Annotated in this window: 16 protein-coding genes; 6 read left to right on the plus strand and 10 right to left on the minus strand. The window is 60.5% G+C overall.

The window, feature by feature from the left end; genetic code table 11:
• Window positions 1-587 precede the first annotated feature (587 nt).
• From ACE3NW_RS10585 to ACE3NW_RS10615, 7 genes are all read right to left on the minus strand, one after another.
• Complete coding sequence (locus ACE3NW_RS10585) at window positions 588-2,297, minus strand: FAD-dependent oxidoreductase (RefSeq protein WP_374283163.1); 1,710 nt, start codon at window positions 2,295-2,297, stop codon at window positions 588-590.
• 97 nt (window positions 2,298-2,394) lie between these two features.
• The gene (selB, locus tag ACE3NW_RS10590) at window positions 2,395-4,368 is read right to left on the minus strand and encodes a selenocysteine-specific translation elongation factor (protein ID WP_374283165.1); all 1,974 of its coding nucleotides are present in this window, start codon (window positions 4,366-4,368) and stop codon (window positions 2,395-2,397) included.
• 137 nt (window positions 4,369-4,505) lie between these two features.
• Complete coding sequence (locus tag ACE3NW_RS10595; RefSeq protein ID WP_374283167.1) at window positions 4,506-5,504, minus strand: chemotaxis protein; 999 nt, start codon at window positions 5,502-5,504, stop codon at window positions 4,506-4,508.
• Between the two features lie 39 nt (window positions 5,505-5,543).
• Entirely contained in the window at window positions 5,544-6,401 is an 858-nt protein-coding gene (gene ispH / locus ACE3NW_RS10600) for a 4-hydroxy-3-methylbut-2-enyl diphosphate reductase (RefSeq protein ID WP_374283170.1), read from the minus strand.
• Between the two features lie 114 nt (window positions 6,402-6,515).
• Window positions 6,516-7,529, minus strand: a complete 1,014-nt coding sequence (locus ACE3NW_RS10605) for a tRNA dihydrouridine synthase (RefSeq protein ID WP_374283173.1) — start codon at window positions 7,527-7,529, stop codon at window positions 6,516-6,518.
• Entirely contained in the window at window positions 7,526-9,463 is a 1,938-nt protein-coding gene (locus ACE3NW_RS10610; RefSeq protein ID WP_374283175.1) for a SulP family inorganic anion transporter, read from the minus strand. Before ACE3NW_RS10610 ends, ACE3NW_RS10605 begins: the two co-directional genes overlap by 4 nt.
• A 2-nt stretch (window positions 9,464-9,465) precedes the next feature.
• Entirely contained in the window at window positions 9,466-10,587 is a 1,122-nt protein-coding gene (locus tag ACE3NW_RS10615) for a hypothetical protein (RefSeq protein ID WP_374283177.1), read from the minus strand.
• Window positions 10,588-11,037: 450 nt separating this feature from the next.
• Between ACE3NW_RS10615 and ACE3NW_RS10620 the strand changes: the two genes are divergently transcribed.
• The 3 genes from ACE3NW_RS10620 to ACE3NW_RS10630 all read left to right on the plus strand — a co-directional run bounded on the left by ACE3NW_RS10620 (window position 11,038) and on the right by ACE3NW_RS10630 (window position 14,329).
• Window positions 11,038-12,219, plus strand: a complete 1,182-nt coding sequence (locus ACE3NW_RS10620; RefSeq protein ID WP_374283179.1) for a transglycosylase SLT domain-containing protein — start codon at window positions 11,038-11,040, stop codon at window positions 12,217-12,219.
• Between the two features lie 156 nt (window positions 12,220-12,375).
• Window positions 12,376-12,954 (plus strand): OmpH family outer membrane protein, encoded by a 579-nt coding sequence (locus ACE3NW_RS10625; RefSeq protein ID WP_374283181.1) that lies wholly within the window; start codon window positions 12,376-12,378, stop codon window positions 12,952-12,954.
• A 391-nt stretch (window positions 12,955-13,345) separates the two neighbouring features.
• Window positions 13,346-14,329, plus strand: a complete 984-nt coding sequence (locus ACE3NW_RS10630) for an AEC family transporter (protein WP_374283184.1) — start codon at window positions 13,346-13,348, stop codon at window positions 14,327-14,329.
• Between the two features lie 96 nt (window positions 14,330-14,425).
• Here ACE3NW_RS10630 and lipA read toward each other — a convergent pair whose 3' ends face one another.
• The 3 genes from lipA to ACE3NW_RS10645 all read right to left on the minus strand — a co-directional run bounded on the left by lipA (window position 14,426) and on the right by ACE3NW_RS10645 (window position 17,624).
• Window positions 14,426-15,325 carry a lipoyl synthase gene (lipA, locus tag ACE3NW_RS10635; protein ID WP_374283186.1) on the minus strand — a complete coding sequence of 300 codons (900 nt, stop codon included), beginning with the start codon at window positions 15,323-15,325 and terminating at the stop codon, window positions 14,426-14,428.
• Window positions 15,326-15,389: 64 nt separating this feature from the next.
• A complete protein-coding gene (gene lipB / locus ACE3NW_RS10640; protein ID WP_374283190.1) occupies window positions 15,390-16,073 on the minus strand; it encodes a lipoyl(octanoyl) transferase LipB in 684 nt (227 codons plus the stop codon).
• A 165-nt stretch (window positions 16,074-16,238) separates the two neighbouring features.
• Complete coding sequence (locus ACE3NW_RS10645) at window positions 16,239-17,624, minus strand: BPL-N domain-containing protein (protein ID WP_374283192.1); 1,386 nt, start codon at window positions 17,622-17,624, stop codon at window positions 16,239-16,241.
• Between the two features lie 95 nt (window positions 17,625-17,719).
• Here ACE3NW_RS10645 and ACE3NW_RS10650 point away from each other — a divergent pair, with 95 nt between their 5' ends.
• The 3 genes from ACE3NW_RS10650 (at window position 17,720) to rpsL (ending at window position 21,404) form a co-directional block, all read left to right on the plus strand.
• The gene (locus ACE3NW_RS10650; RefSeq protein ID WP_374283194.1) at window positions 17,720-20,383 is read left to right on the plus strand and encodes a valine--tRNA ligase; all 2,664 of its coding nucleotides are present in this window, start codon (window positions 17,720-17,722) and stop codon (window positions 20,381-20,383) included.
• A gap of 118 nt (window positions 20,384-20,501) precedes the next feature.
• Window positions 20,502-20,846, plus strand: a complete 345-nt coding sequence (locus tag ACE3NW_RS10655) for an SMR family transporter (RefSeq protein ID WP_374283196.1) — start codon at window positions 20,502-20,504, stop codon at window positions 20,844-20,846.
• Between the two features lie 186 nt (window positions 20,847-21,032).
• On the plus strand, window positions 21,033-21,404 hold the full coding sequence (gene rpsL, locus ACE3NW_RS10660; protein WP_008683436.1) for a 30S ribosomal protein S12: 372 nt from the start codon (window positions 21,033-21,035) through the stop codon (window positions 21,402-21,404).
• The last annotated feature ends 7 nt before the right edge of the window (window positions 21,405-21,411 follow it).

Genomic DNA, 21,411 nt, shown 5'->3' on the forward strand with positions numbered 1-21,411 from the left:
ACAAAATCGGCTAGGGCTGGAAGGCCCCTGAGATAGGCCCCTGCACAGACAGGGACGGGCGACGGCAAATGCCGTGAAGTGAACACAAAGTGGAGGCAGGGATAGGAAACGTGGTAGGGAAACACTATCCAATCCGGCTTGGGCCGTCCACCAAAAAAGCTTGGTATCACTTGTTTTGAAGCCCGATGGCACATTCCTGGTTGCCCTGACGGAACGCGCGTTTTTCGCTTAACATAAAATTGTTTGTTTGAACAGTTTAATCGGGCCCGCAACAAAAAAAATTGTGACAATCGCAACGCACGGAAAACAGTGACAAATTGCACCGGCATGACCGGCGCGCGGCGTGGGCATGCAGCAAAAGATGTTCAAATACAGATTGTTAGAAATAGCAGTGTGAGTTGAAAAAAATGTCACAAATTTGTGATGCCGGGCATTTATTTTGCCGCAGGCTGTGTGGCGATTGTGCCAATGCCAGCGGCGCGCCTTTGATGGCGCATACTTATGGTACACACGATCAAAAACGCGCCGCTTGTATGTTTGCGCACAAACCTTGCCGCAATCGTTGCTAGCGGCAGGGCCTGGGTGGTCTAGACAGAAAGCCCCATCTTGATGGCAGCCTGCATGCCGCCGGTGGAATTGACCACATCGGTTATACCGTTGCGGGCCAGAACCAGCAGGCTGTCATAGGCCCGCAGGCCCGTATTGCAGATGATGGCAACGGGGCGGTCTTTGGGAACCTCGCCCACTCTGGCGGCGATTTCTTCCAGCGGAATGGCGTGCCAGTCGGGGTGTTTTTCCTGCACGGCCTTGCCTGCCGCCGCAGGGCGCGAATCAATAAAGAACACGTGGTTCTCGTTGCGCTTCTGCCACAGGTCCATGAACTGGTCGGCGGTTACAGGGGTAAAGCGACCGGCCAGAGCATTGTCGGCCACGTTGGCAACCACGTTGACCACGTCCATGGCCGAGGCAAAGGGCGGCGCGTAGGCTATTTCGAGATTCGAGATATCCTCGACCGTGGGCTTGGAATATTGCAGGGCAGCGGCCACCGCATCAATGCGGGCCTTGAGCGAATCGGGGTCGGCGCACGCGCCTTGCAGGCCCAGCACGCGGCTGGTGGCTTTGTCCACCACCAGTTCAAGGCTCATCATGGATTTTTCGGGGAAGAAATGGGCGTGGTCGAGCTGCTCCACACTGACGCTCATGGCGTCAAAGCCTTCCTTGCGGGCGCGGTCAACGGTAAGGCCCACGCCGCAGAAGGAAAGACCAAAGAGCTTGACGGCCCAGGAGCCTACAAAGCCGGGGAAGCTGGCGTTGCCGCCAGCCAGGTTGGTGCCGATGATGCGGCCCTGACGGTTGGCCATGCTGCCCAGGGGCAGATAGCCCATTTTGCCGGTGATAATGTTCTTGATAGCTACGCAGTCGCCGCCAGCGTAGATGGAGGGGTCGGTTGTGCGCATGTGTTCATCCACAACCACTGCGCCAAAGGGGGCCACTTCCAGCCCGGCATCCTTGGCAAGCTGGCCGTTGGGGATAAAGCCTGCGGCAAAAATAACCAGCTGGGCGGAAATTTCGCGCTTGTCGGTCACCACCTTGGTGACCGTGCCGTTTTCGCCTTCAAGGCGCAGCACTTTTTCAGAGGTGAAAACGTCCACCTTGTGGGTCTGGCAGTCGTTGGCAGCCATGCGCGAAAGGGGCTGGGAGAGCACGCCGGGCAGAATCTGGTCCATCATTTCCACAACGCTGACCTGCACGCCCCACATGTCGGCCAGGGCCACGGCAGCCTCCAGGCCGATAAAGCCGCCACCCACAATAACAGCCTCGCTCACCTTGCCTTCCTGGCAGGCCGCACGAATGGCCCCCGCCGCTTCAAGGCGGGTGAGGGAGAGCACGTTTTTCAGATCCTTGCCTTCAATAGGAGGCACGCGTGGGCTTGCGCCGGTGGCCAGCACCAGTTTGTCGTAGGGCAGTTTTTCTTCCTTGCCGCTCACAACGTCCTTGACCAGCAGGGTTTTGGCAGCCCTGTCAATGGCCATGGCCCGCGTTTGGGTGCGAACGGTAATGCCCTTCATGTCGCGGAAAAAATCTGTGTCGCGCACGGTGTGATATGGCGTGGAGCGCAGATCATCGAGGTTCTGTATTTCACCGGACACATAGTAGGGGATGCCGCAGCCGCCGTAGGAAATGAAGACGTTTTCGTCCACAAGCATCACTTCCGCATCGGGCATGAGACGCTTGCAGCGGCACGCCGCCTTGGGCCCAAGGGCAACACCACCAACTACCAGAATTTTTTCAGACATATCCGGGCTCCTTAGTGAAGAGTTATGAGCAAATGAGCATTACTCTATATTTGAGCATTATCATCAAGATGGCAAGGGCAATCTGCGAAATGGCGGGTCAACGCCCGCGATACCGGCGCTGGTCGCCCACGCGCACGGTTATACGCTCGTTGTCCATGTATTCAAGCAAGGCGATGAGGTATTTGCGCGAAAGCCCCAGCAGCTCCTTGAGCCCGCCCACATCAAGGTTGTCGTGGCTGGCAAACCAGCCGCGCACCCGTTCGAGAATATCTGCCAGCGCCGGGCCGTGGTAATACAGGCCATCCTTGATTTTTACGAGGTCGCCGGTTTCGCACAAAAGGCGCAGCACCGGCGCAGCCTCCTTGGGGGTGACGCCCAGCTCCTCAAGCACGTCCTTGGCATTGGGCGGGGTAAGCCCGCCGGTAACGTGGGCATCCAGCAGCTTTTGGCGCAGGCCAGCCTGATCGGCGGCCAGGCTGACAGTGTGCGATTGCAGGCGCAGCCCCTCACCCTCTGTAACCAGCAGGCCTTGTTTTATGCCCTGATCGAGCACTTTTTGCACCAGCTTGGGGGGCAGGTTGCGGCTCCAGCCCGTGCAGAGCGCGCCACGGGTAAATCCGGGTTTGAGCGGCTCGCGCCGGTGCAGATCGGCGCCGCGTTCAAGGCAGGCGGCCAGCAGTTTTTCAAAGGGAATCTTGGCAATCCATGCGCGGCCTTCCTTGTCCCAGCACAGGGCCTCGCCACGGGTGGAGAGCAGTTGCAGGGCGGCCTCCACGGCTGGTCGGGCCATGCCCGTCAGGGCGCGTAGCCGCGCGTCGTCCGCGCCTTCCGCGCTGCGCAGGGTCAGCGCGCCGCCCACCAGCTGGGCGCGGGCTTCTTCCCGCGCCTTGGCCTCGGCCTTGCCGCCGCCCGGGGTTTCTGCGGCATCGCGCAGATCGGGCAGCGACTGCAAGAGGCGCAGCTTGTCGCCCAGTTCAGGATCCTTTGCGCGCAGTTCGGGTGGCAGGGGGCTTACGAGCAGGCCGCCCGCCACCGTGCGCAGGGGCGAATAGGCCCGTAGCACGCAGTGGTCGCCAAAAACGCCCACCATGGGTTCCTTGAAGCGCAGCTCGGCCAGTGCGGTTTCGCCGGGGGCCAGCTTGTCCCTGTCGCGAAAAACAACCCTGGCGGCGCATTCACGCGTGCCGTGGTGAAAATGTATCTCAACCCTCTGGCGCATGGCCCGTGGGGAGGATGAAAGACAGGTGAGCCGCACCAGCCAGCGGTTGGAGGGAAACAGTTCGCCTGGGCGGGCCAGAACGTAGCCGCGTTCGATGTCGTCCACATCAAGGCCCTGCACGTTTACGGCGCACCGCTGCCCCGGCTGCACGGAATCGGCAGCCGCGCTGTGGCGTTGCAGGCCGCGTGCCCGGGTGGGCAGATCGGCTGGCATAAAGCGCAGCTCGTCGCCCAGGCTGCATACGCCAGAAATAACCGTGCCGGTCACCACCGTGCCGTGGCCTTTCATGCTGAACACGCGGTCCACGGGCAGGCGAAAAATGTCACTGCGCCGCTGGGCAGGCAGCTCTGCGGCGGTGCGGATCAGGTGGGCGCGCAGGGCATCCACGCCCGCGCCTGTGGTGGCTGAAACGGGAAAAATAGGCGCGCCATCCAAAAACGTGCCTTCCAGAAACCCGCGCACTTCTTCCTGCACCATTTCAAGCCAGTCTGCGTCCACCATGTCGGTCTTGGTAAGGGCCACAAGGCCGGTGCGTATGCCCAGCAGCGAGCATATTTCGAGGTGTTCGCGGGTTTGGGGCATGATGCCTTCGTCGGCGGCAATGACCAGCATGACCATGTCAACGCCCGCCGCCCCGGCCACCATGTTTTTGACAAAACGCTCGTGCCCTGGCACGTCCACAATGCCAAGGCGCTCCCCGCCAGGTAGATCCACCCAGGCAAAGCCCAGTTCGATGGTGATTCCCCGGCGTTTCTCTTCTTGCAGCCGGTCGCAGTCAATGCCTGTAAGCGCCCGTACAAGTGATGTTTTGCCGTGATCTATGTGTCCTGCTGTGCCTAGCACTACTGCCATAAGAGCTCCTTGGTGGTCTTGCAGCAAGTTTACACTCTGGCAGGGGCCTTTGCAAACCGCGACATGGCCAATAAGTAAAGGGAGGTTCCTTTGCAGGAGCCTCCCTCAAAATGCGTGTATGTCGGGAAGATTGGGGCCTAGGCCTGTTCCCTGGCCTTGATGAGTGCCATGGCCCGGTGGGCCAGCTGGGTAACTTCTGGCTTAGAAATCTGGTCGTCTGCACCCACGCTGACGCCCTTGTGGCGCAGCTTTTCTGTAATGAGCGAAGAAAAGAGCAGTACCGGCAGCTTTTTGAGCATCGAATCTTCCTTGATGCGCAGGGTAAGATTGAGCCCGTCCATAACCGGCATTTCAATGTCAGAGACAACCACATGCACATAGTCTGTGATGGGGCGGTTGCTTTCTTCAGCGCTCTTTTTGAAATCCAGCAGGCGTTCCCAGGCCGCACGGCCATTGGAAACCACCTCAACGGTAAAGCCGGCCTTTTCAAGCAGATCGCGCTGCATTTCGCGGATAAGGGCAGAGTCGTCTGCCACCAGGGCGCGGTAGCCCTCGTTGGTCCAGTCTTCGCCAAGGTCGTCGAGCCTGAGCCCCAGTTTGGGGTTGAGATTGGCAACCACCTTTTCGAGGTCGAGCAAAAAGATGATGCGGTCTTCAAGCTTGACCACGCCGATGACCGTGTTGTTGGAAACAGCGGCCACGTATTTGTTCGGCGGTTCCACCTGTTCCCAGCTGATGCGGTGGATGCGGTTGACGCCCGAAACCATAAAGGCCGTGGTGACGTTGTTGAACTCGGTCACGATGGTCTTTGGCTGGTCTTCGTTGCCGGGATGGGTTTTGCCCAGCCACATGGCCAGATCCACCAGCGGAATGATGCGCGAGCGCAGATTGAATGCACCCAGCACGCTGGGGTGCTGCACCTCCGGCAGGGCCGTAACCTTGGGCATGCGAATGATTTCAAGCACCTTGGCTACGTTGACACCGTAGAAGCCACGGTAGGGCTTGGCGGGGATGGGCTCGCCGTTTTCGTCCAGCTGCGGCGCGTCTTCAGACGGAGGGGTGAATTCTTCAAGATAGAATTCCACCACTTCCAGCTCGTTGGTGCCGGCTTCCAGCAAAATATTGGTCTGGGCCATGCTGCCTCCAGAAAAGTACCGCTTCAGGAGCAAACGGGATTAGAGCGACTGCAACCACAAATGAGCCGCGTCAATGAGACTTTTCGGCGTAGATGCGCCAGCCGTTAGACCTGCACGATTTTTTTGCAAAAAATTTTCTGCGGCCAGTTCTTCAACACGCTCCACAAGGAAGGTGTCAATGCCGTTCAATGCCGCCACGTCGGCCAGTCTGCGGGTATTGCCGCTTTGTCTTCCGCCTATAATTACCATAACATCCACAGAAGAGGCAATGTTGCGTGCCTCCTCCTGCCGCTCGCGGGTGGCATCGCAAATGGTGGAAAGTACGGTCAGATTGGCTATGCGCTGGCGCAGTTCGCCAACAATTTCCTGAAAAATCTGGCGATCCTGCGTGGTTTGCGAAGCCAGCACGTAGGGGCCGTTTTCTGCAAGGTGCAGCGAGGTCAGCTCGGTTGCGCTGCCAAAAACATGGGCTGGCCCGCAGGCATACGAAACAAGGCCGCGCACCTCCGGGTGGTCTGCCTCGCCAAAGAGCAGCAGAGTTGCGCCCTCTGCCGTGGCCCGGCCAATGGAAAGCTGGGCCTTTTTGACCTTGGGGCAAGTGGCGTCCACAATTTCAGCGCCGCTCTGTTCAAGCTGTTCTTCCACCTGCCGGGTAATGCCGTGCGCGCGTATCACCGCCACATCGCCGGGGTGCAGCTGCGAGGCCTCCTTGACGCAGACAACGCCGCGCGACTCGTATTCGGCCAGCACCTGCGGGTTGTGGATGATGGGGCCAAGGGTGCAGATGCGGGCAGGCGCGGAACCTGTTGCCTTGCGTTCCAGAGCCGTGTTCAGTTTTTGCAGGGCAAGGCTTACGCCCATGCAAAAGCCCGCTGTCCTGGCGCGGTAAACATCCATCATTCACTCCTTCAGGGGCTGCGCGGCAGGGGCAAACTCTTTTGGCCCGGCTTTTTGCAACCCGCAAATAATCTTTATTTGACGGCGCGTCACAACTGCTGGCGGCACGCCGATCTAGGTGTTTTGTTCTGCAGGGCTGCCCAGATACGTATCCAGCAGTGTGTCGAGCTCTTCCCAGTCATTACAGTGGCAAAGCTCCTGACGCAAGGCCCGCGCACCGGGCAGGGTGCGCACGTAGCGCGGAACCACAGAGCGCATCTTCCACAGGGCCGCCTTGCCGGGGCAGTGGGCGCGGGCAAGCTGCAAGTGGCGCGAAATCATGGCCCTGAGCCGTGGCCCGTCGGCCTGTTCCACGGGGCTGCCAGCCAGCAGGCTGGCGTGGTCGGCAAATATGGCGGGATTGTGCATGGCCCCGCGCGCGTACATCAGGCCGCTTGCGCCAGTGCTTTTAAGGCAGGCAATGCCGTCGGCAGCGGTAAAAAGATCGCCGCTGGCCAGCAGGGGAATGCTGAGGCGCTGGGCGAGGCTTGCAATGGCCTCCCATTGGGCTGTGCCGCCAAAGCCCTGGCGGGCGGTGCGCGGATGCAGGGTAAGCCAACCAGCGCCCGCGTCTTCGAGCCGCAGGGCAAGGTCTGGCAGCACCGGGCGGGTATCGTCCAGCCCCAGGCGCAGTTTGAAACCCACGCGTCCGCGCCCGGCAGCCTCAATCATGGCGCGGGCCACCACAAGGATATTTTCCGTATCGCCCAGCATGGCCGCACCCGCGCCCTGCCGCAGCACCTTTGAAACCGAGCAGCCCATGTTGAGGTCAAACCAGCCAAAGCCCGCCTCACGCAGCAGCTCCACGGCGCGGCCCAAAAAATACGCCTCCGCTCCAAAAAGCTGCACCACCAGGGGCTGGTCTTCGGGCAGGGTCATGAGCAGCTCGTTGGTTCCGGGGCTTTCGTACACCAGGCCCTTGGCGCTGACCATTTCTGTTACGCACACGGCAGCCCCGTATTCGCGGCACAGCAGCCGGAAGGGCAGATCGCTGTATCCGGCCAGGGGGGCCAGCCAGGGGCATTGCGGTCCAATGGGCAGGGTGTCTGGATTGGATGGACAGGTGGGAAGCTGAAAAACCTTGGTCACGGGCGCTCCTTGGTTGCGCGCGGATTTGCGGTTGCGGGCTCGGTATCGGCGGATTCCGGGGGCAGCACGTTGCCGTGCGTGTCGAGCGATACGCGGGCAGACTGCGTCATGTATTCGGGGGCGGCGCTGGCCCCGGCGGCATCGTTACGGGCAGTGGCGGATTGAACCGTGGCAGGGGGAGTCGCCCCGGCATCTGTGGCGGCTTCCGAAGTTTCGTCAGTATCGGCAACAGAGCACTGGCCCTCGCGGCAGACAAAGCGGTTGAGCATGGCAGCGGCAAGGCGCAGGCCCTCACCCGTGGTTTCGGCCACAAAACCGTTGCTGAGATACTCCAGCAGGCCGGTGCGCCGCAAGATGGCGCGCACTGTGGGGCAGCCCACCACAAGAATGACCGGCAGGCTACGGGCGTAGCAGCGTTCGATAAATTGCGAAAGGGCGTGTGCCCCGGAAGCGTCGATCCAGAAAACGCGCGAAAGGTGCAGCACCACCAGCTTGGTGGGTTCGCTGTCTTCGGCGTACAGCAGACGTTCTAGCTCGTGGATTGCCCCAAAAAACAGCGTGCCCTCAATCATGTACACGGTGATGCCCTGGGGCAGCTCTGCGGGGCCTTCTCGCAGCATGGGGTCGCCCTTGTGCAGCCTGTTTACGCGGGGATGGGCGGTTTTGTAGATGAACAGCGTGAGCGAAAGCAGCACGCCGATAAATATGGCTTTTTCAAGGTCAAAGAGCAGGGTGGAAAGAAAGGTGATAAGCAGTACGGCGCGGTCAATGCTGGTGGCCACCACGCACAGGCGTATGGCTTCCACGTCGATCATTCTGAACGAGATGAGCAGCAGTATGCCGCTCAGGGCGGGCAGGGGCAGCCAGCTGATGAGCGGGGCCAGCGCAAACAGCAGCGGCAGGGCCAGAATGCCCGAAAATACCGTGCCCATGCGGGTTCGCCCGCCAGATGTGACCACAAGGGCGCTGCGGGTAAACGAGCCGCAACCGGGAATGCCCGATGTGAGGCCCGCTGCAATGTTGCCAAGGCCCTGCCCGATAAGCTCCTGACTGCCGTCAAATACATCGCCCTTGATGCTTGCCAGCTGCTTGCCGATGGCCAGCGATTCCACCGTGCCCAGCATGGCAATGGCCAGCGCGGGCATAAACAGGTCGCGCACGGCATCAAGGCTAAACGAGGGCGGCAGCGAAAATGGCGGCACAACGCTGGGTATCTCGCCCACCAGCGGTACGCCGCGTGCGCCCACATCAAAAAGCGCGGCAAGCAGGGTTACAGCCCCAAGGGCCGCCAGCGAAGCGGGAAAGCGCCGCGAAATTTTTTTGAAGCTGACGGTAAGCACAATGGTGGCAATGGCGATGCCTAGGCTCCAGTAATTGACAAAGGGCAGGCCGTGCAGCGCGCCAAAAATCTGGCTGAAAAAGCCGGAGGGCTTGGGGCCGGTGAGGCCCAAGGCCATGTGCAGCTGGCCTGCGGCAATGAGCAGGGCGGCCCCGGCGGTAAAGGCAACCATGACCGAATGCGAGATAAAATTGACAAGGTCGCCCATGCGGGCCAGCCCCATGCCCACCTGTATGAGCCCGCACAGGAGGGCCATGCCAAAGATGTAGGCCATGCGCGCTTCTTCGGGCATGTTGATGATAAGCTCGCCCCCCACACTCACGGTAGCCAGGGTGGAGAAGATGATCATGGAGATGGCGTTGGTGGGCCCGGCGGCCATGAAGCGCGATGATCCCCACAGGGCTGCCAGCACCACCGGCAGCATGCAGGCATAGATGCCGTACTGGGGGTGAACCCCCGCAATGATGGCGTAGGCCATGGCCTGAGGCACAGCCATGGGCGTAACCGTGAGCGCTGCCGTCATGTCCGCCTTGAAATCCTGGGCGGAATACTTCCTGATGGTTTCAAGAAAGGGAAAAAGCGCTGCGGCTCGCATGGCTACTCCTCGCGGGTTACGTCGTCCTCAAGGCGTAAAACATCGTGTCCAAGCGCGTAGTGCATCAGGCGCGGCCTGTCTGCGGATTTTTTAAGCGAATTGATGATGCGCGTCATGCGGCGCGTGCCCTCAAGTACGCCGCCCAGATGCCCGGCCAGCTCGGTGAGGTCATTGCGGGCAAGGGCCTTTTCAAGCTCGACGGCCAGCATGCGGCCACGCGAGTGCTCGGGAAATTCGGCCAGCAGTTCGCGTGCCAGACGCAGGCTGCGGGCCTGGTTGGCATCGAGGTCTTCCACCAGTTCGCCGCAGTATTCCGCCTGATTGCGCATGACGTTGAGGGCATTGTTGCCGTAGTGGGCCATGGCTCCGGCGGCTTTTTCAAGCGTGTCGCGGGCCACGGCCACGCGGCGGCCAACGGTAAGCGAAACAATGCTGGCGCACTTGGAAAGAAAGCGCTCGTCAAAACTTTCAAAGCCGTATTCGCGCTTGGTGTACAGCATCACCAGCCCAAAGGGCGGCTTGTTGCTGCGTTCGCGCAGCACAAAGGCCAGGCGCGAGCGGTAGCCTTCCTTGTAGATGATGCAGTCAAACGATTCGCCGCCCATGGCCAGAGCCTGAAGATTGTTGGAAACCACATAGCGGGTGTGGCCCTCAAGAATGGCGCGCATGACGGGGTGCTCGCGCAGGCCTTCCTCAAGCATGGGGGTTACTATGGGTATGCTGCCGCCGTCCACCTGATTGGCCGAGCGGGCCACCCATTCGCCGTTGGCGTTGCGCAGGCGGCACACGTACATATCGGCATACAGGGCGTGGACAAGAATTTCTGCGCTCTGCCGCAGCACTTCGCCGGGCGGGGCCATGCGGTCGGCAATGGCAAGCAGGTCGTTTGAAACGCGCAGCAGCATTTCTGTGTCATTTTGCATGGCCGACACAGAGGTGAGCAGCATGAGCAGGCAGCGCCAGCTGCGCATGGGTACGCCCCGCAGGCAGGGGTGATAGCCGGTGTTGAGCGAACGCTTGGCGGCTGGCAACAGGGCAATGGCAGCCGCACGCATTTCGGGTGGCGCGTATTTGAGAAGTCGCTTGATCTCTTCGCGAATGTATTCGGGCGAGTGCTGGGCCACGATTTGCTCCATTTCCCCGGCGGTCAATGTGTACAGACGGCGGCAGGGTATCAGCCGCGTCGGTGTGCGTTGAAAAAATGATGCCCTGGCTAATCCGCCTGATTCTTTGGGGAAGTGCCGCGTCAGACGTTTGTTTGAAACCTTGTCGCGGCATTCTCGCGCGTGGAACGCAAGCCTTTTTTCACAGAAATAAGTATAGGTGGGAAAAAAGGTCTGGTCAACGGTAGCTCATAAAAGGGGCCGTCCTTTCTGAATTAAAGTACACTTTTTGTAAAGCGGTTTGTCGGAGGTTTGTGGAGATTTGGCAAAGGAATTGCAAGAAGGGCCATGGAAGATTCTCTGCTGTCGGAATTCCGACATCTGCCTGCCATGCGGTGGGCGGTGAGGTCAGCCTTATAACCGTCTGACGGCGGCAGGCCACCGGCTGTGCCGTTGCCCACGGGGATGCCCATGAAGCGACGTAAAACTCTTTTGCTCATATCTCTCGGTCTGGCGGCCGCACTGCTGGTGCTGGGCCTGTTGGCCGGTTTTGTGCCGCAAAGCGAAGGCCCGGAGCTGCGCCGCCGTGCAAGCGGCGTTGTGGCCCGTCTGCGTCCCGAGGACATGCCCGCGCCCATTGTGGCGCAAGGTGATGGTGCGCGGCTTTGGGCCGTGCGCAGGGCCGTTGCCGCTGGTTCGGATACTGCACGCGGCAAAGCCCCGGCAAATGCAGGTGAGGCAGCAGCGCAGGCCTCAGCAGCATCTGGCGGGCCCTCTGCCACAAAATTGGGCGGCAAGCCCATTGTTTCCTTTGGGCCGGGCGGGGTAAGCCTTGATACGGGCGCACCGGCCATCACGTTCATGGGCGACGCGCAGGGCGATTTTGCGCCGCTGCTGGCGCTGGACGGAGCCTCGGCACCCCTGCTGGTGAGCAACCAGCCCCGCGATTACGGCGACGCCCTTGATGCGACAGGCCGCCCCTTGCGCTGGGTTAGCCCCAGGGCCATGCTGGCGGGCTATTCGCCCAGGGTTGTGCGCAGGGCCGCCATTGAGGTGCTGCGTCACGGAGCCGTGTTTGAAGACTACAAGCTCGACATTGACGACAGCGACATTGAAAAGCTGCACGCCAGGGCGCGCCGTTACCAGAATCTGGTAGAAACCTTTGCGCGCCGTTACAACATAAGCACCGAGCTTTTGTACGCCATTATCCACAGTGAAAGCGATTTTTCGCCCACCCTGGTGAGCAACAAGTCTGCCATGGGCCTCATGCAGGTAGTGCCCGATACCGCCAACGACGAGGTGAGCCGGTATCTTTATGGCCGTATGGGCGATGTGGGTTTTGAAGAACTGCGTGTGCCCGAAACCAATATACGCTACGGCACAACCTATCTGCACATTCTGTACACCCGCTATTTTGCCGGCGTACACAACCCTCTTGCGCGTGAGTACTGTATCATCGCGGCCTACAACATGGGGCCAAACGGCTTTTTGAAGCTTTATGGCAAGTCACTGGAAGAAGCCACGGACAAAATCAATGCCATGACCGCCGATGAGCTGTACCGCGACCTGGCCACGCGCCTGCCCGCGCGTGAAACGCGTTACTATCTTGCGCGGGTGCAGCGCATGAAGGTTCAGTATGCCTCGTTGCGCTGACCATGCCCCGGCTGGGGCATGGGGTAAAATGGGCTGCTGGTGGGGTAATTTGCGCGAAAAATGGTTGTAGTGCCTATAAAAACAAAGTACATGTTCATCAACGCCGAGCCCCCCAAACCTTTGCCCGGCCATATTTTGAGAGGAGTGGTCACAACCATGCGAATTCGTTTTATTATGCCGCTGGCTCTGCTGTTGAGCTTCATGCTTTTTGCCTGCCAGCAGGCCGACAACAACGCACAGCCCAAGATGGCGGTAGTGGATATGGCGCGTGTTATGCGCGACAGCGAGCTGGGCAAGGCCGGTGTTAAGTTCCTTGAAAGCCTTCAGGGCGACATGCAGACCAAGCTTAACGACATCCAGCAGCGCCTGGAAGCCAACCCCAAGGACGCCGAAGCCCAGAAAGAGCTTCAGGCTGTCTACATGGCTGCCCAGCAGCGCATGCAGGTGGAACAGCAGAACGTAGTTAATCTGCTGTATGACACCATTCAGCGCGTTATCAACACCTACCGCACCGAAAAGGGCTACACCGTCATTATCAGCACCGAAGCCGCCGCCGCCTTTGATTCCAAGAGCGACGTGACCAACGAAGTGCTGGAACTGGTGAACAAGCAGAAGATTGACTTCAAGCCCGTGAGCCCCGAAGCCGCTGCCGCCCCCGAAGCCGCTGCCCCCAAGACCGAAGCCCCCAAGGCGGACGCTCCCAAGGACGACAAGGCTGCCAAGGCCAAGAAGTAAGCCAGAAATACCAATGAATCTTTCGGCTGTTTATGACGGCTGAATGTTTGAAGGAGCCCTTCGTCGCTGACGGGGGGCTTTTTTGTTGCCTCGACAGGCAGCAAGCCAGTCGGCTGGAAGTGCGTGAGAGCCGATGCACGGGCAGGGCCCGTGGCAAGGGGACAGGCATGGCATTGGGGACAAGCAGTGAGAATGCCGACGCGTCAGCTACTCCTGGCTGGACCAAGGTGGTTGCAAGTGGTACACTGTTAAAACACTAAAATTATAAAGCTTAAAAACTGTTTGAATGACCAAACAGTTTTTACTGGACAACCGGCAGCACCCGCGCCATAGTTCCCTTGCCCACGGCAAGGCCGATGGGCAAATTTGCTTTCGCACAAAGGGTTGATCCATGTTTCAAGCGCTGTTTGCCGTTTTGCCGGTATTTTTGATCATTGGTGCAGGCGTGTTGCTGCGCAGCCGCGATGTGCTGCCCGAAAACGCGGGCCCGGTGCTGGGCATCTACGTGCTCAAGCTGGCCCTGCCCCTGCTCATTCTGCATCTGCTGGCGGGCGCAAGCCTGAAAGATCTGGGGCACTGGGCTTTTTGGGGCGGGATTTTGGGTTCCCAGTTTGTCATGTATTGTCTTGGGTATGTGGCCGACAGGGTTTTTTGTCGCCGAGGCGTGGGGCCCGGCGTGATTGCAGGGCTTTCGTGTTCTGCCTGCAACGCAGCCTTTGTGGGCCTGCCCATTGTTTCCAATCTGTTTCCCGGCAATGCCTCGGCCATGCTTATTGCAGGGCTTTGCACGCTCACGCCCAACCTTGTGATGATCATTGGGCAGTCGCGGCTCGATGCCCTTGCCGGGTCGCTGGCCTGGAACGGCGGCAACCCACTAAAATTTCTGGGCAAACTGCTACGCGTTTTTATCATTGGCAACCCCATTCTGCTCTCCACGCTTGCGGGCATCGGGCTTTCTGCCTCCGGCCTTGGGCTGTGGGCCCCCATTGACCGCGCCGTGAGCCTTGTGGGCTACACGGCTGCCCCCTGCATGCTGCTGGCGCTGGGGCTTGATCTGCGGCAAAAACTCATGGTGGCCACGCGTCAGGCGCACGGCCACGCCATGCTGCGCCTGAGCTGGTTTATCCTTTGCAAGCTGGTGGTGCATCCTCTGCTGTGCTGGGCAATGCTGGCAGCGCTGGGAGTTTCGGGCCTGTGGCTTGTGATCAGCGTTATCATCAGTGCCACGGCCACCGCCCTTGTGGTGACCGTTATCGCCGAGGTTTACAGCACCGTGCCGGAAGAAGCCGCGCTCACGGCTGTGGTTGCCAACGGGTTGAGCATCTTCACCCTCACAGGCTTTGTGTGGGGTTTTCAGGCTTTAGGAATGGTGTAGCGCGCAGGCTCTGCGGCTACGCAAAAAGGGGGTTTTGTTCCGGCCAATGGCAGTGAACAAAGCCCCCTTTTGCTTTGCAGCAGTCAGAATCTGTGCTCAGGCAAAACTGGCTGCGTGGTAGCTGCTGCGCACCAGCGGGCCGGAAAACACATGCTTCAGGCCCAGCGATTTGCCATAGGCGGCATAGGCTTCGAACTGTTCTGGCGTCACATAGCGGTCAAGCCTGTGGTGTTGGCGCGTGGGCGGCAGATACTGGCCGATGGTCACGATGGAGCAGCCAGCCGTGCGCAGGTCGGCAAGCACCTCGCGCACCTGATCGTCTGTTTCGCCAAGGCCCACCATAAGGCCGCTCTTGGCCGTCATGCCGCTGTCGTTGACGCGGCGCAGCAGCTCAAGGCTTTGGGTGTAGTCGGCCTGTGGCCGCACCTGGGCATAGAGAGCGGGGTGGGTTTCCACATTGTGGTTGATGATGTGGGGTTTGGCATCCATGACCGTGCGCAGGGCATCACCTCTGCCCTGAAAATCGGGAATCAGCACCTCAACGGTGCTCTGCGGCAGGGCATGACGCAGGGCCTCAATGACCGCCGCAAACTGGGCAGAGCCGCCGTCGGCGAGGTCATCGCGCGTTACGGATGTGACAACCACGTGCCTGAGCTCCAGGGTTTGGGCCGCCTGAGCCACGCGCTGCGGTTCGGTGGGGTCTGGGGCTCCGGGCTGGCCGGGATGGATGTTGCAAAAACGGCAGTTGCGCGTGCAGGTTTCGCCCAGAATCAGAAACGTGGCGGTTCCGGAAGAAAAACACTCCTGCCGGTTGGGGCAGTTGGCCTCCTTGCAGACGGTGGACAGCCCCTGTTCGTTCAGCAGGGCAGAGGTGGTGAAAAAGCGCCTGTCCGAAGCCAGGGGGCGGCGCAGCCATGCGGGCTTGCGCAGGGGGGCGTTGCCCTCGTTGCTTTCGTTGCCCGCATTTGGGGGTGCGCTGGAATTGGGTTGCGTCATGCTTGGTATCCTGCTGGCAGGGCGTGGCCTGCCGCCATGGCGTGGTAGTGTGGATCGGGCCAGCCTAAGCCTGCACCGCAAGCAGGGCTTCGCAGTCCTCTGCCGTTTGCAGCGGCGGTTGGGCCTGCTCAAAAACTTGGCAAAAGGCCTCGAGAAAACGGCTTTTCACCTCTGCCATGCAGGCCGGTGGGCCGGTTTGCTCGCGCTGCACCGAGGTGGCAGTTACGCCGTCGAGACCGCAGGGCGTGATGATGTTGAACAGCGAGAGATCCCTGTTCACATTCATGGCCAGCCCGTGCAGGGTAACATGGCGCTGCACGGCAATGCCCAGCGAGGCTATCTTGCTGTTGCCCACCCACACACCGGGAAAGCCCGCCTTTCGTGCCGCCTCGATGCCAAAGTGCTGCACGGTGCGGATGGCGGTTTCTTCCACATCGTTCACATAGGCCCTGACACCGCCCGTGCGTTTTTTCAGGTTGACGATGGGGTAGGCCACCAGCTGGCCGGGAAAGTGACAGGTAATGTTGCCGCCCCGGGTGCTGTGTACCACATCCACCGGTGTACCCCACATGGCCGCGAGGTTGGGGGGCAGATTTTCCTGACCGGAATTTTTGCCCAGGGTTACGGTGGGCGGGTGTTCGAGCAGCAGCAGAATGTCGCCGCCGCCCCGCAGCACAAAGGCCTGCGCCAGTTGCTGTATTTCAAAGGCGCGCCGGTAGCCGGTGCAGCCAAGGTCGAATGCGTACATACGGGCCAGTGTGCTGAGGTTGGTAAAAAAGCCCTCATACCCGCATGCGTTGCCCCGTCCAGCAATCAGCAGAGCGGCCAGTTGGGGCCAGCCAGGGCCAGATCTGCCGAATTTCGCGGGGCTGCCGGATTTTGCAGGGCTGGCATGGGCCCGTGTGCGTCAGGTTCAGGCCAGATCGCAGGGGGTGGCTGTCTGTGAAAGATAGATCAGTTCTTCCACTATGCCTAGCAGTTCGGCAACAATGCCGCCCCCGTTCATGGGATGCCCGAACAGCGATTCTCGCTGATGGTCGAGGCCGCGCTTGTCCACCGCATCGGGCATGGTGGGCGAGAGGGTTTCTGCCAGGCGGCAGGCCAGAAAGTACTCTTCTGCCACCGAGGCAAACAGGCTTTCAAGCTTGGCAAAGCGCGGGGCGTTCTGCTGCCAGTAGGCCAAGGCCGCTGCCGAGGGCTCAAGGCTCGCCGCCGTACACAGGGCCGCGTGCAGATTGTTGCACGACGCGCCTGGCAGGCCGGTGCGCCAGCCCCACAGCCAGTGCGTGCGGGCAAAAAAGAGGTGGTGAGCCACGGCCATATCAAGAAGCTCACGCATGTGACGCAGGGCATCCAGCAGGGGGCCGCCCGTGCCTTCGGGCCACGCGGCGCAGGGGTGGCGCAGCTGCCACAGGGGCACGTCTGCGCGGCTTGGTTCAAGGCCGGTCATGCTGTGCAGCAGCTGGGCCAGCCATGCGTTGGCATCGGGGCTGTGCGGTGTTTCAAGGTGCGAATAGCTCAGCACATAGCGTCCCTTGCCGTACTGGCCGCTGACAACCATGGGCTGGCCTTCAAGAAAATCTGCCGAAAGATTGACCCCGTACAGATCGCGCCAGTGCGAAAAAACCTTGGAAGGAATGCTTTGCAGGGTAAGATCGGCCAGCCAGAAATCCTTGTCGGGAAAACCGTAGGAGGCCAGCACTGTCACACGTTCGTCTTTTTCGGGGGCAAAGCGGCCAGGCCACCATACCGGCAGTGATGGCAAAAAGTCGCACTGCGGGGCCTCGGCCTTGGGCTGGCGTAAGGCCGCACGGCGAGCGCCGATGCAGGCCGAGATCATGCCTTGGGTGAGGCTGTCGGGCTTTTGTGTGCCGTCTGGCAGATCAAGCCTTTGCGGTGAAAATTCGTGCCCAGGGGTAATATGCGCCCGTACATGCCCAGAAATGAGGTGGTAGAGGCGTTCGGGGTAGGCAGCCCGCGCCCACGGGCAGAGGTTGAGGCCGTGGGCCGGGTTGGGATGGGTGAGGGCAAGCCCCGCGCCGCCGCAAAATCCCAGATAGTTGCCGCCGCGTTCTACCCACAGGCGCACGGCCTCGCGCCCGGCAGGGGTGAGGGCCGCTGCCTTGAGGCGGGCATTGCCGCCGGGAACCAGCAGAAGCGATACGCCCGCGCCGCCTTGATGCTGGCCGACATCGGGGCTTGCAGCCCCCGGCTTGCCTAAATACGCGCCTTCGGCTATTTCTTGTCCCTTAACCAGGCGGCAGGGCAGCCCCAGCGCGCGAACAGCGCGCCAGGCCATGAGGCCCCAGATGTGGGACGCATCCCATAATATGCAGATTGGCTGTGCGGCAAACATAATGCCGCAGTATTGCCGCCTTTTACGGAGAAAGCAAGATGGCGGATACGCTACCCAAGGGCTATGAGCCCCATGACGTTGAAGCCCGGTGGCGCAAGCACTGGGAGGATGACAAAACCTTTACGCCCGACCCGGACGCCCCCGGCGAGCCGTATTCCATTGTCATTCCGCCGCCCAACGTCACGGGCGCGCTGCACATAGGGCACGCGCTCAACCATACCCTTATCGACGTGCTTTGCCGCCATGCCCGGCAGAAGGGCAAGAACGTGCTGTGGGTCCCCGGCACTGACCATGCGGGCATTGCCACCCAGAACGTGGTGGAACGCGCCCTGGCCAAGGAAGGCAAAAGACGCAAGGATCTTGGACGCGAGGCCTTTATTGACCGGGTGTGGGAATGGCGCGACGAATACGGCCACCGCATTCTTGATCAGGCCCGCGCCCTGGGCGATTCCGTTGACTGGACGCGCCTGCGCTTTACCATGGACGAAGGCCTTTCTGCCGCTGTGCGCAAGGTTTTTGTGCAGCTCTACAATGACGGTCTGATCTACAAGGGCGACTACATCATCAACTGGTGCTCACGCTGCCACACGGCCCTGGCCGACGATGAAGTGGAACACGAGCAGAGCCGTGGCAAACTGTGGAAGGTGCGCTATCTGCTGGCCGACGGCAGCGGGCATATCACCATTGCCACCACGCGGCCCGAAACCATCCCCGGTGACACCGCCATCTGCGTGCATCCCGAAGACGAACGCTACGCGGGCCTTATTGGCAAAAAAGCCGTGGTTCCCGTGCTTGGGCGCGAGATTCCCATTATCGCCGATGCCTACGTTGACCGCGAATTCGGCACGGGCGCACTCAAGGTGACGCCCTGCCACGACCACAACGACTGGATGCTGGGCAAAAAGCACGATCTGGTTTTTCTCAAGGCCATTGACGAAAATGGCGTCATGACCGCCGAGGCCGGAGCCTATCAGGGCCTTGCCAAGGAAGAATGCCGCAGCCGCATTGTGGCCGATATCGAAGCCGCCGGGCAGCTTGAAGGCATTGAAGAGCTCGACCACGCCGTGGGCCATTGCTACCGCTGCCACACTGTGGTTGAGCCGCACGTTTCCACCCAGTGGTTTGTGGCCGCCACCAAGATGGCCCCCGCCGCGCGCGATGCCGTGCCCGGCATGACCAAGATTTTTCCCGAAACCTGGCTCAAGACCTACTATCACTGGCTCGACAACATCCGCGACTGGTGCATCAGCCGTCAGATATGGTGGGGTCACCGTATCCCGGCCTGGAACTGCGAAGCCTGCGGCGAAATGGTGGTGGCCGAAGAAGCCCCCGCAGTCTGCCCCAAGTGCGGCGGCGCGCTCAAGCAGGAAGAAGACGTGCTGGACACCTGGTTCTCGTCTGCCCTGTGGCCTTTTTCGACCATGGGCTGGCCCGACGACACCAAGGATCTGCGCCGCTGGTATCCCACCTCGGTGCTGGTGACAGGTTTCGACATCCTGTTCTTCTGGGTGGCCCGCATGATGATGATGGGCATCCATTTCATGGGCGAGGTTCCGTTCAAGGATGTGTATCTGCACGCCCTGGTGCGCGATGCCTCTGGCCGCAAGATGTCCAAATCCACGGGCAATGTCATTGATCCGCTTGAAATGATAGGCAAATACGGCTGCGATTCGCTGCGCTTCACCCTTACGGCATTTGCCGCCATGGGGCGCGATATCCGTCTTTCAGAGGAACGCATCGAGGGCTACCGCCACTTTGTGAACAAGCTCTGGAACGCGGCCCGTTTTGCCCTCATGAATCTGCCGGAAGAAGCCCCGGCCCCCGTGGCCCCGGAATCTGTCCCCGGCCTGCACCACCAGTGGCTGCTGCACCGGCTTGAAATGGTCAAGCAGGACATGGACAAGGCCCTGGCCGACTACCGCTTCAACGATGCGGCCCAGCTGGGTTACAAGTTTTTGTGGAACGAATTCTGCGACTGGTATCTTGAGCTCATCAAGCCCGACATGCAGTCTGAAGATCCCAAACGCAAGGCCGAGGCCCAGTATGTGCTGTGGCTGGCCCTGCGCGAACTGCTGGTGCTGCTGCACCCCATCATCCCCTTTGTGACCGCCGAAATATGGGCCGCGCTGCCCGTGGCGGCAGGGGCCACAGCTACGGACATCGCCCGCGAGCTGTACCCCGAAACGCGCACCGCCTGCCAGCGCCCTGTGGAAGCGGGCCGCATGGAACTGATTCAGGGCATTATTGTGGCCGTGCGCACCATCAAGGCCGAGCTTGGCATCAGCCCCAGCCACAAGGTCAGCCTTATGCTGCACCCTGTGGACGAGGCCCAGGCCCAGCTGCTTGAGGCCAACAGCCAGTGCATGGCAACGCTGGCGCGGCTGGAAAACCTCACCATCGGCGCTGATGTACACGCCCCCAAGGCTTCGGCCTCGGCGGTGGTGGAAGGCTGCCAGGTCATTGTGCCCCTCAAGGGCGCGGTTGACCTTAATGGCGAGCTGGCCCGGCTGGACAAGGAAATCGCCAAGCTTGAAAAAGACGTGGTGGGCGTGAACATGAAGCTGAGTAACGAGAGCTTTGTGAGCCGTGCCCCGGCAGATGTGGTTGCCCGCGAACGCGAACGCGCCGAAAAACTGCTGGATGCCAAGGAAAAAATGCAGGCCCTGCGCGCCCGCTTTGCCGAGGCCCTTACGGAAGAATAATCGGCTGCGACCCTTGATGTTTCCGGTCTGAATTCGCGGCGCGGACAACGGGCAGTGGCCTGTTGTCCGCGCCTTACTTGCTGCGGGCGGGCACGGCCCGACCCCTGATGAGGTATGTATGAATCCTGCCGCCACAGCGTATTTGCAACTGGGCGGGGCCATTCTGGTAGAGGTGGCGGCCACGGCCTTTCTCAAACAGTCGGATGGCATGAGCCGCCTGCTGCCCACCCTGGCCTCGCTGTTTGGTTACGGCATTTCGTTTTTTCTGCTTTCAAAGGTGCTTGATATTGTGCCCATGGGCATATCCTACGGCATCTGGAGCGGCGTTGGCATTGTGCTGGTTTCGCTCATGGGCCTGCTGTTTTTTGGGCAAAAGCTCGATCTTGCCGCCTGCCTTGGCCTTGGGCTTATCGTGCTCGGCGTGCTGGTAATAAATTTTTTTTCTGGCTCCATGCCTCATTAAATCGGGGTTGCGGGCAAGGGCTGCACGCTAACAGCCTGTTTTTCTGCCAGGGTTTGGTGTAAAAATAAAATTTTTGTTCGTGTTCCGTGCGGGGCCTGCCTATTGACAGCACCTGGCAGACACGCTATGTCCTGTCGTTCGAAAAAGCTCTTTTTTTGAGCGCAATATCCCATATGGAGGGAAATAATGCCCACGATTAACCAGCTTATCCGCATCGAGCGGAAGGCCGTGGTGAAGCGTAAAAAGACCCCCGCCCTGCAGGCTTGCCCGCAGCGCCGTGGCGTTTGCACACGCGTGTACACCACCACCCCGAAAAAGCCTAACTCGGCTCTGCGTAAGGTCGCCCGTGTGCGCCTGACCAACGGTATCGAAGTTACGGCCTACATCCCCGGCGAAGGCCACAACTTGCAGGAACACTCCGTGGTGATCATCCGCGGCGGTCGTGTAAAAGACTTGCCCGGTGTCCGTTACCACATCGTGCGCGGTACTCTTGATACGTCCGGCGTGGCCGACCGTCGCAAGAGCCGTTCCAAGTACGGCGCCAAGCGTCCCAAGTAGTTATTTT

Source organism: Desulfovibrio sp. (assembly GCF_041907885.1).
In the GTDB taxonomy this organism is placed as follows: Bacteria; Desulfobacterota; Desulfovibrionia; order Desulfovibrionales; family Desulfovibrionaceae; genus Desulfovibrio.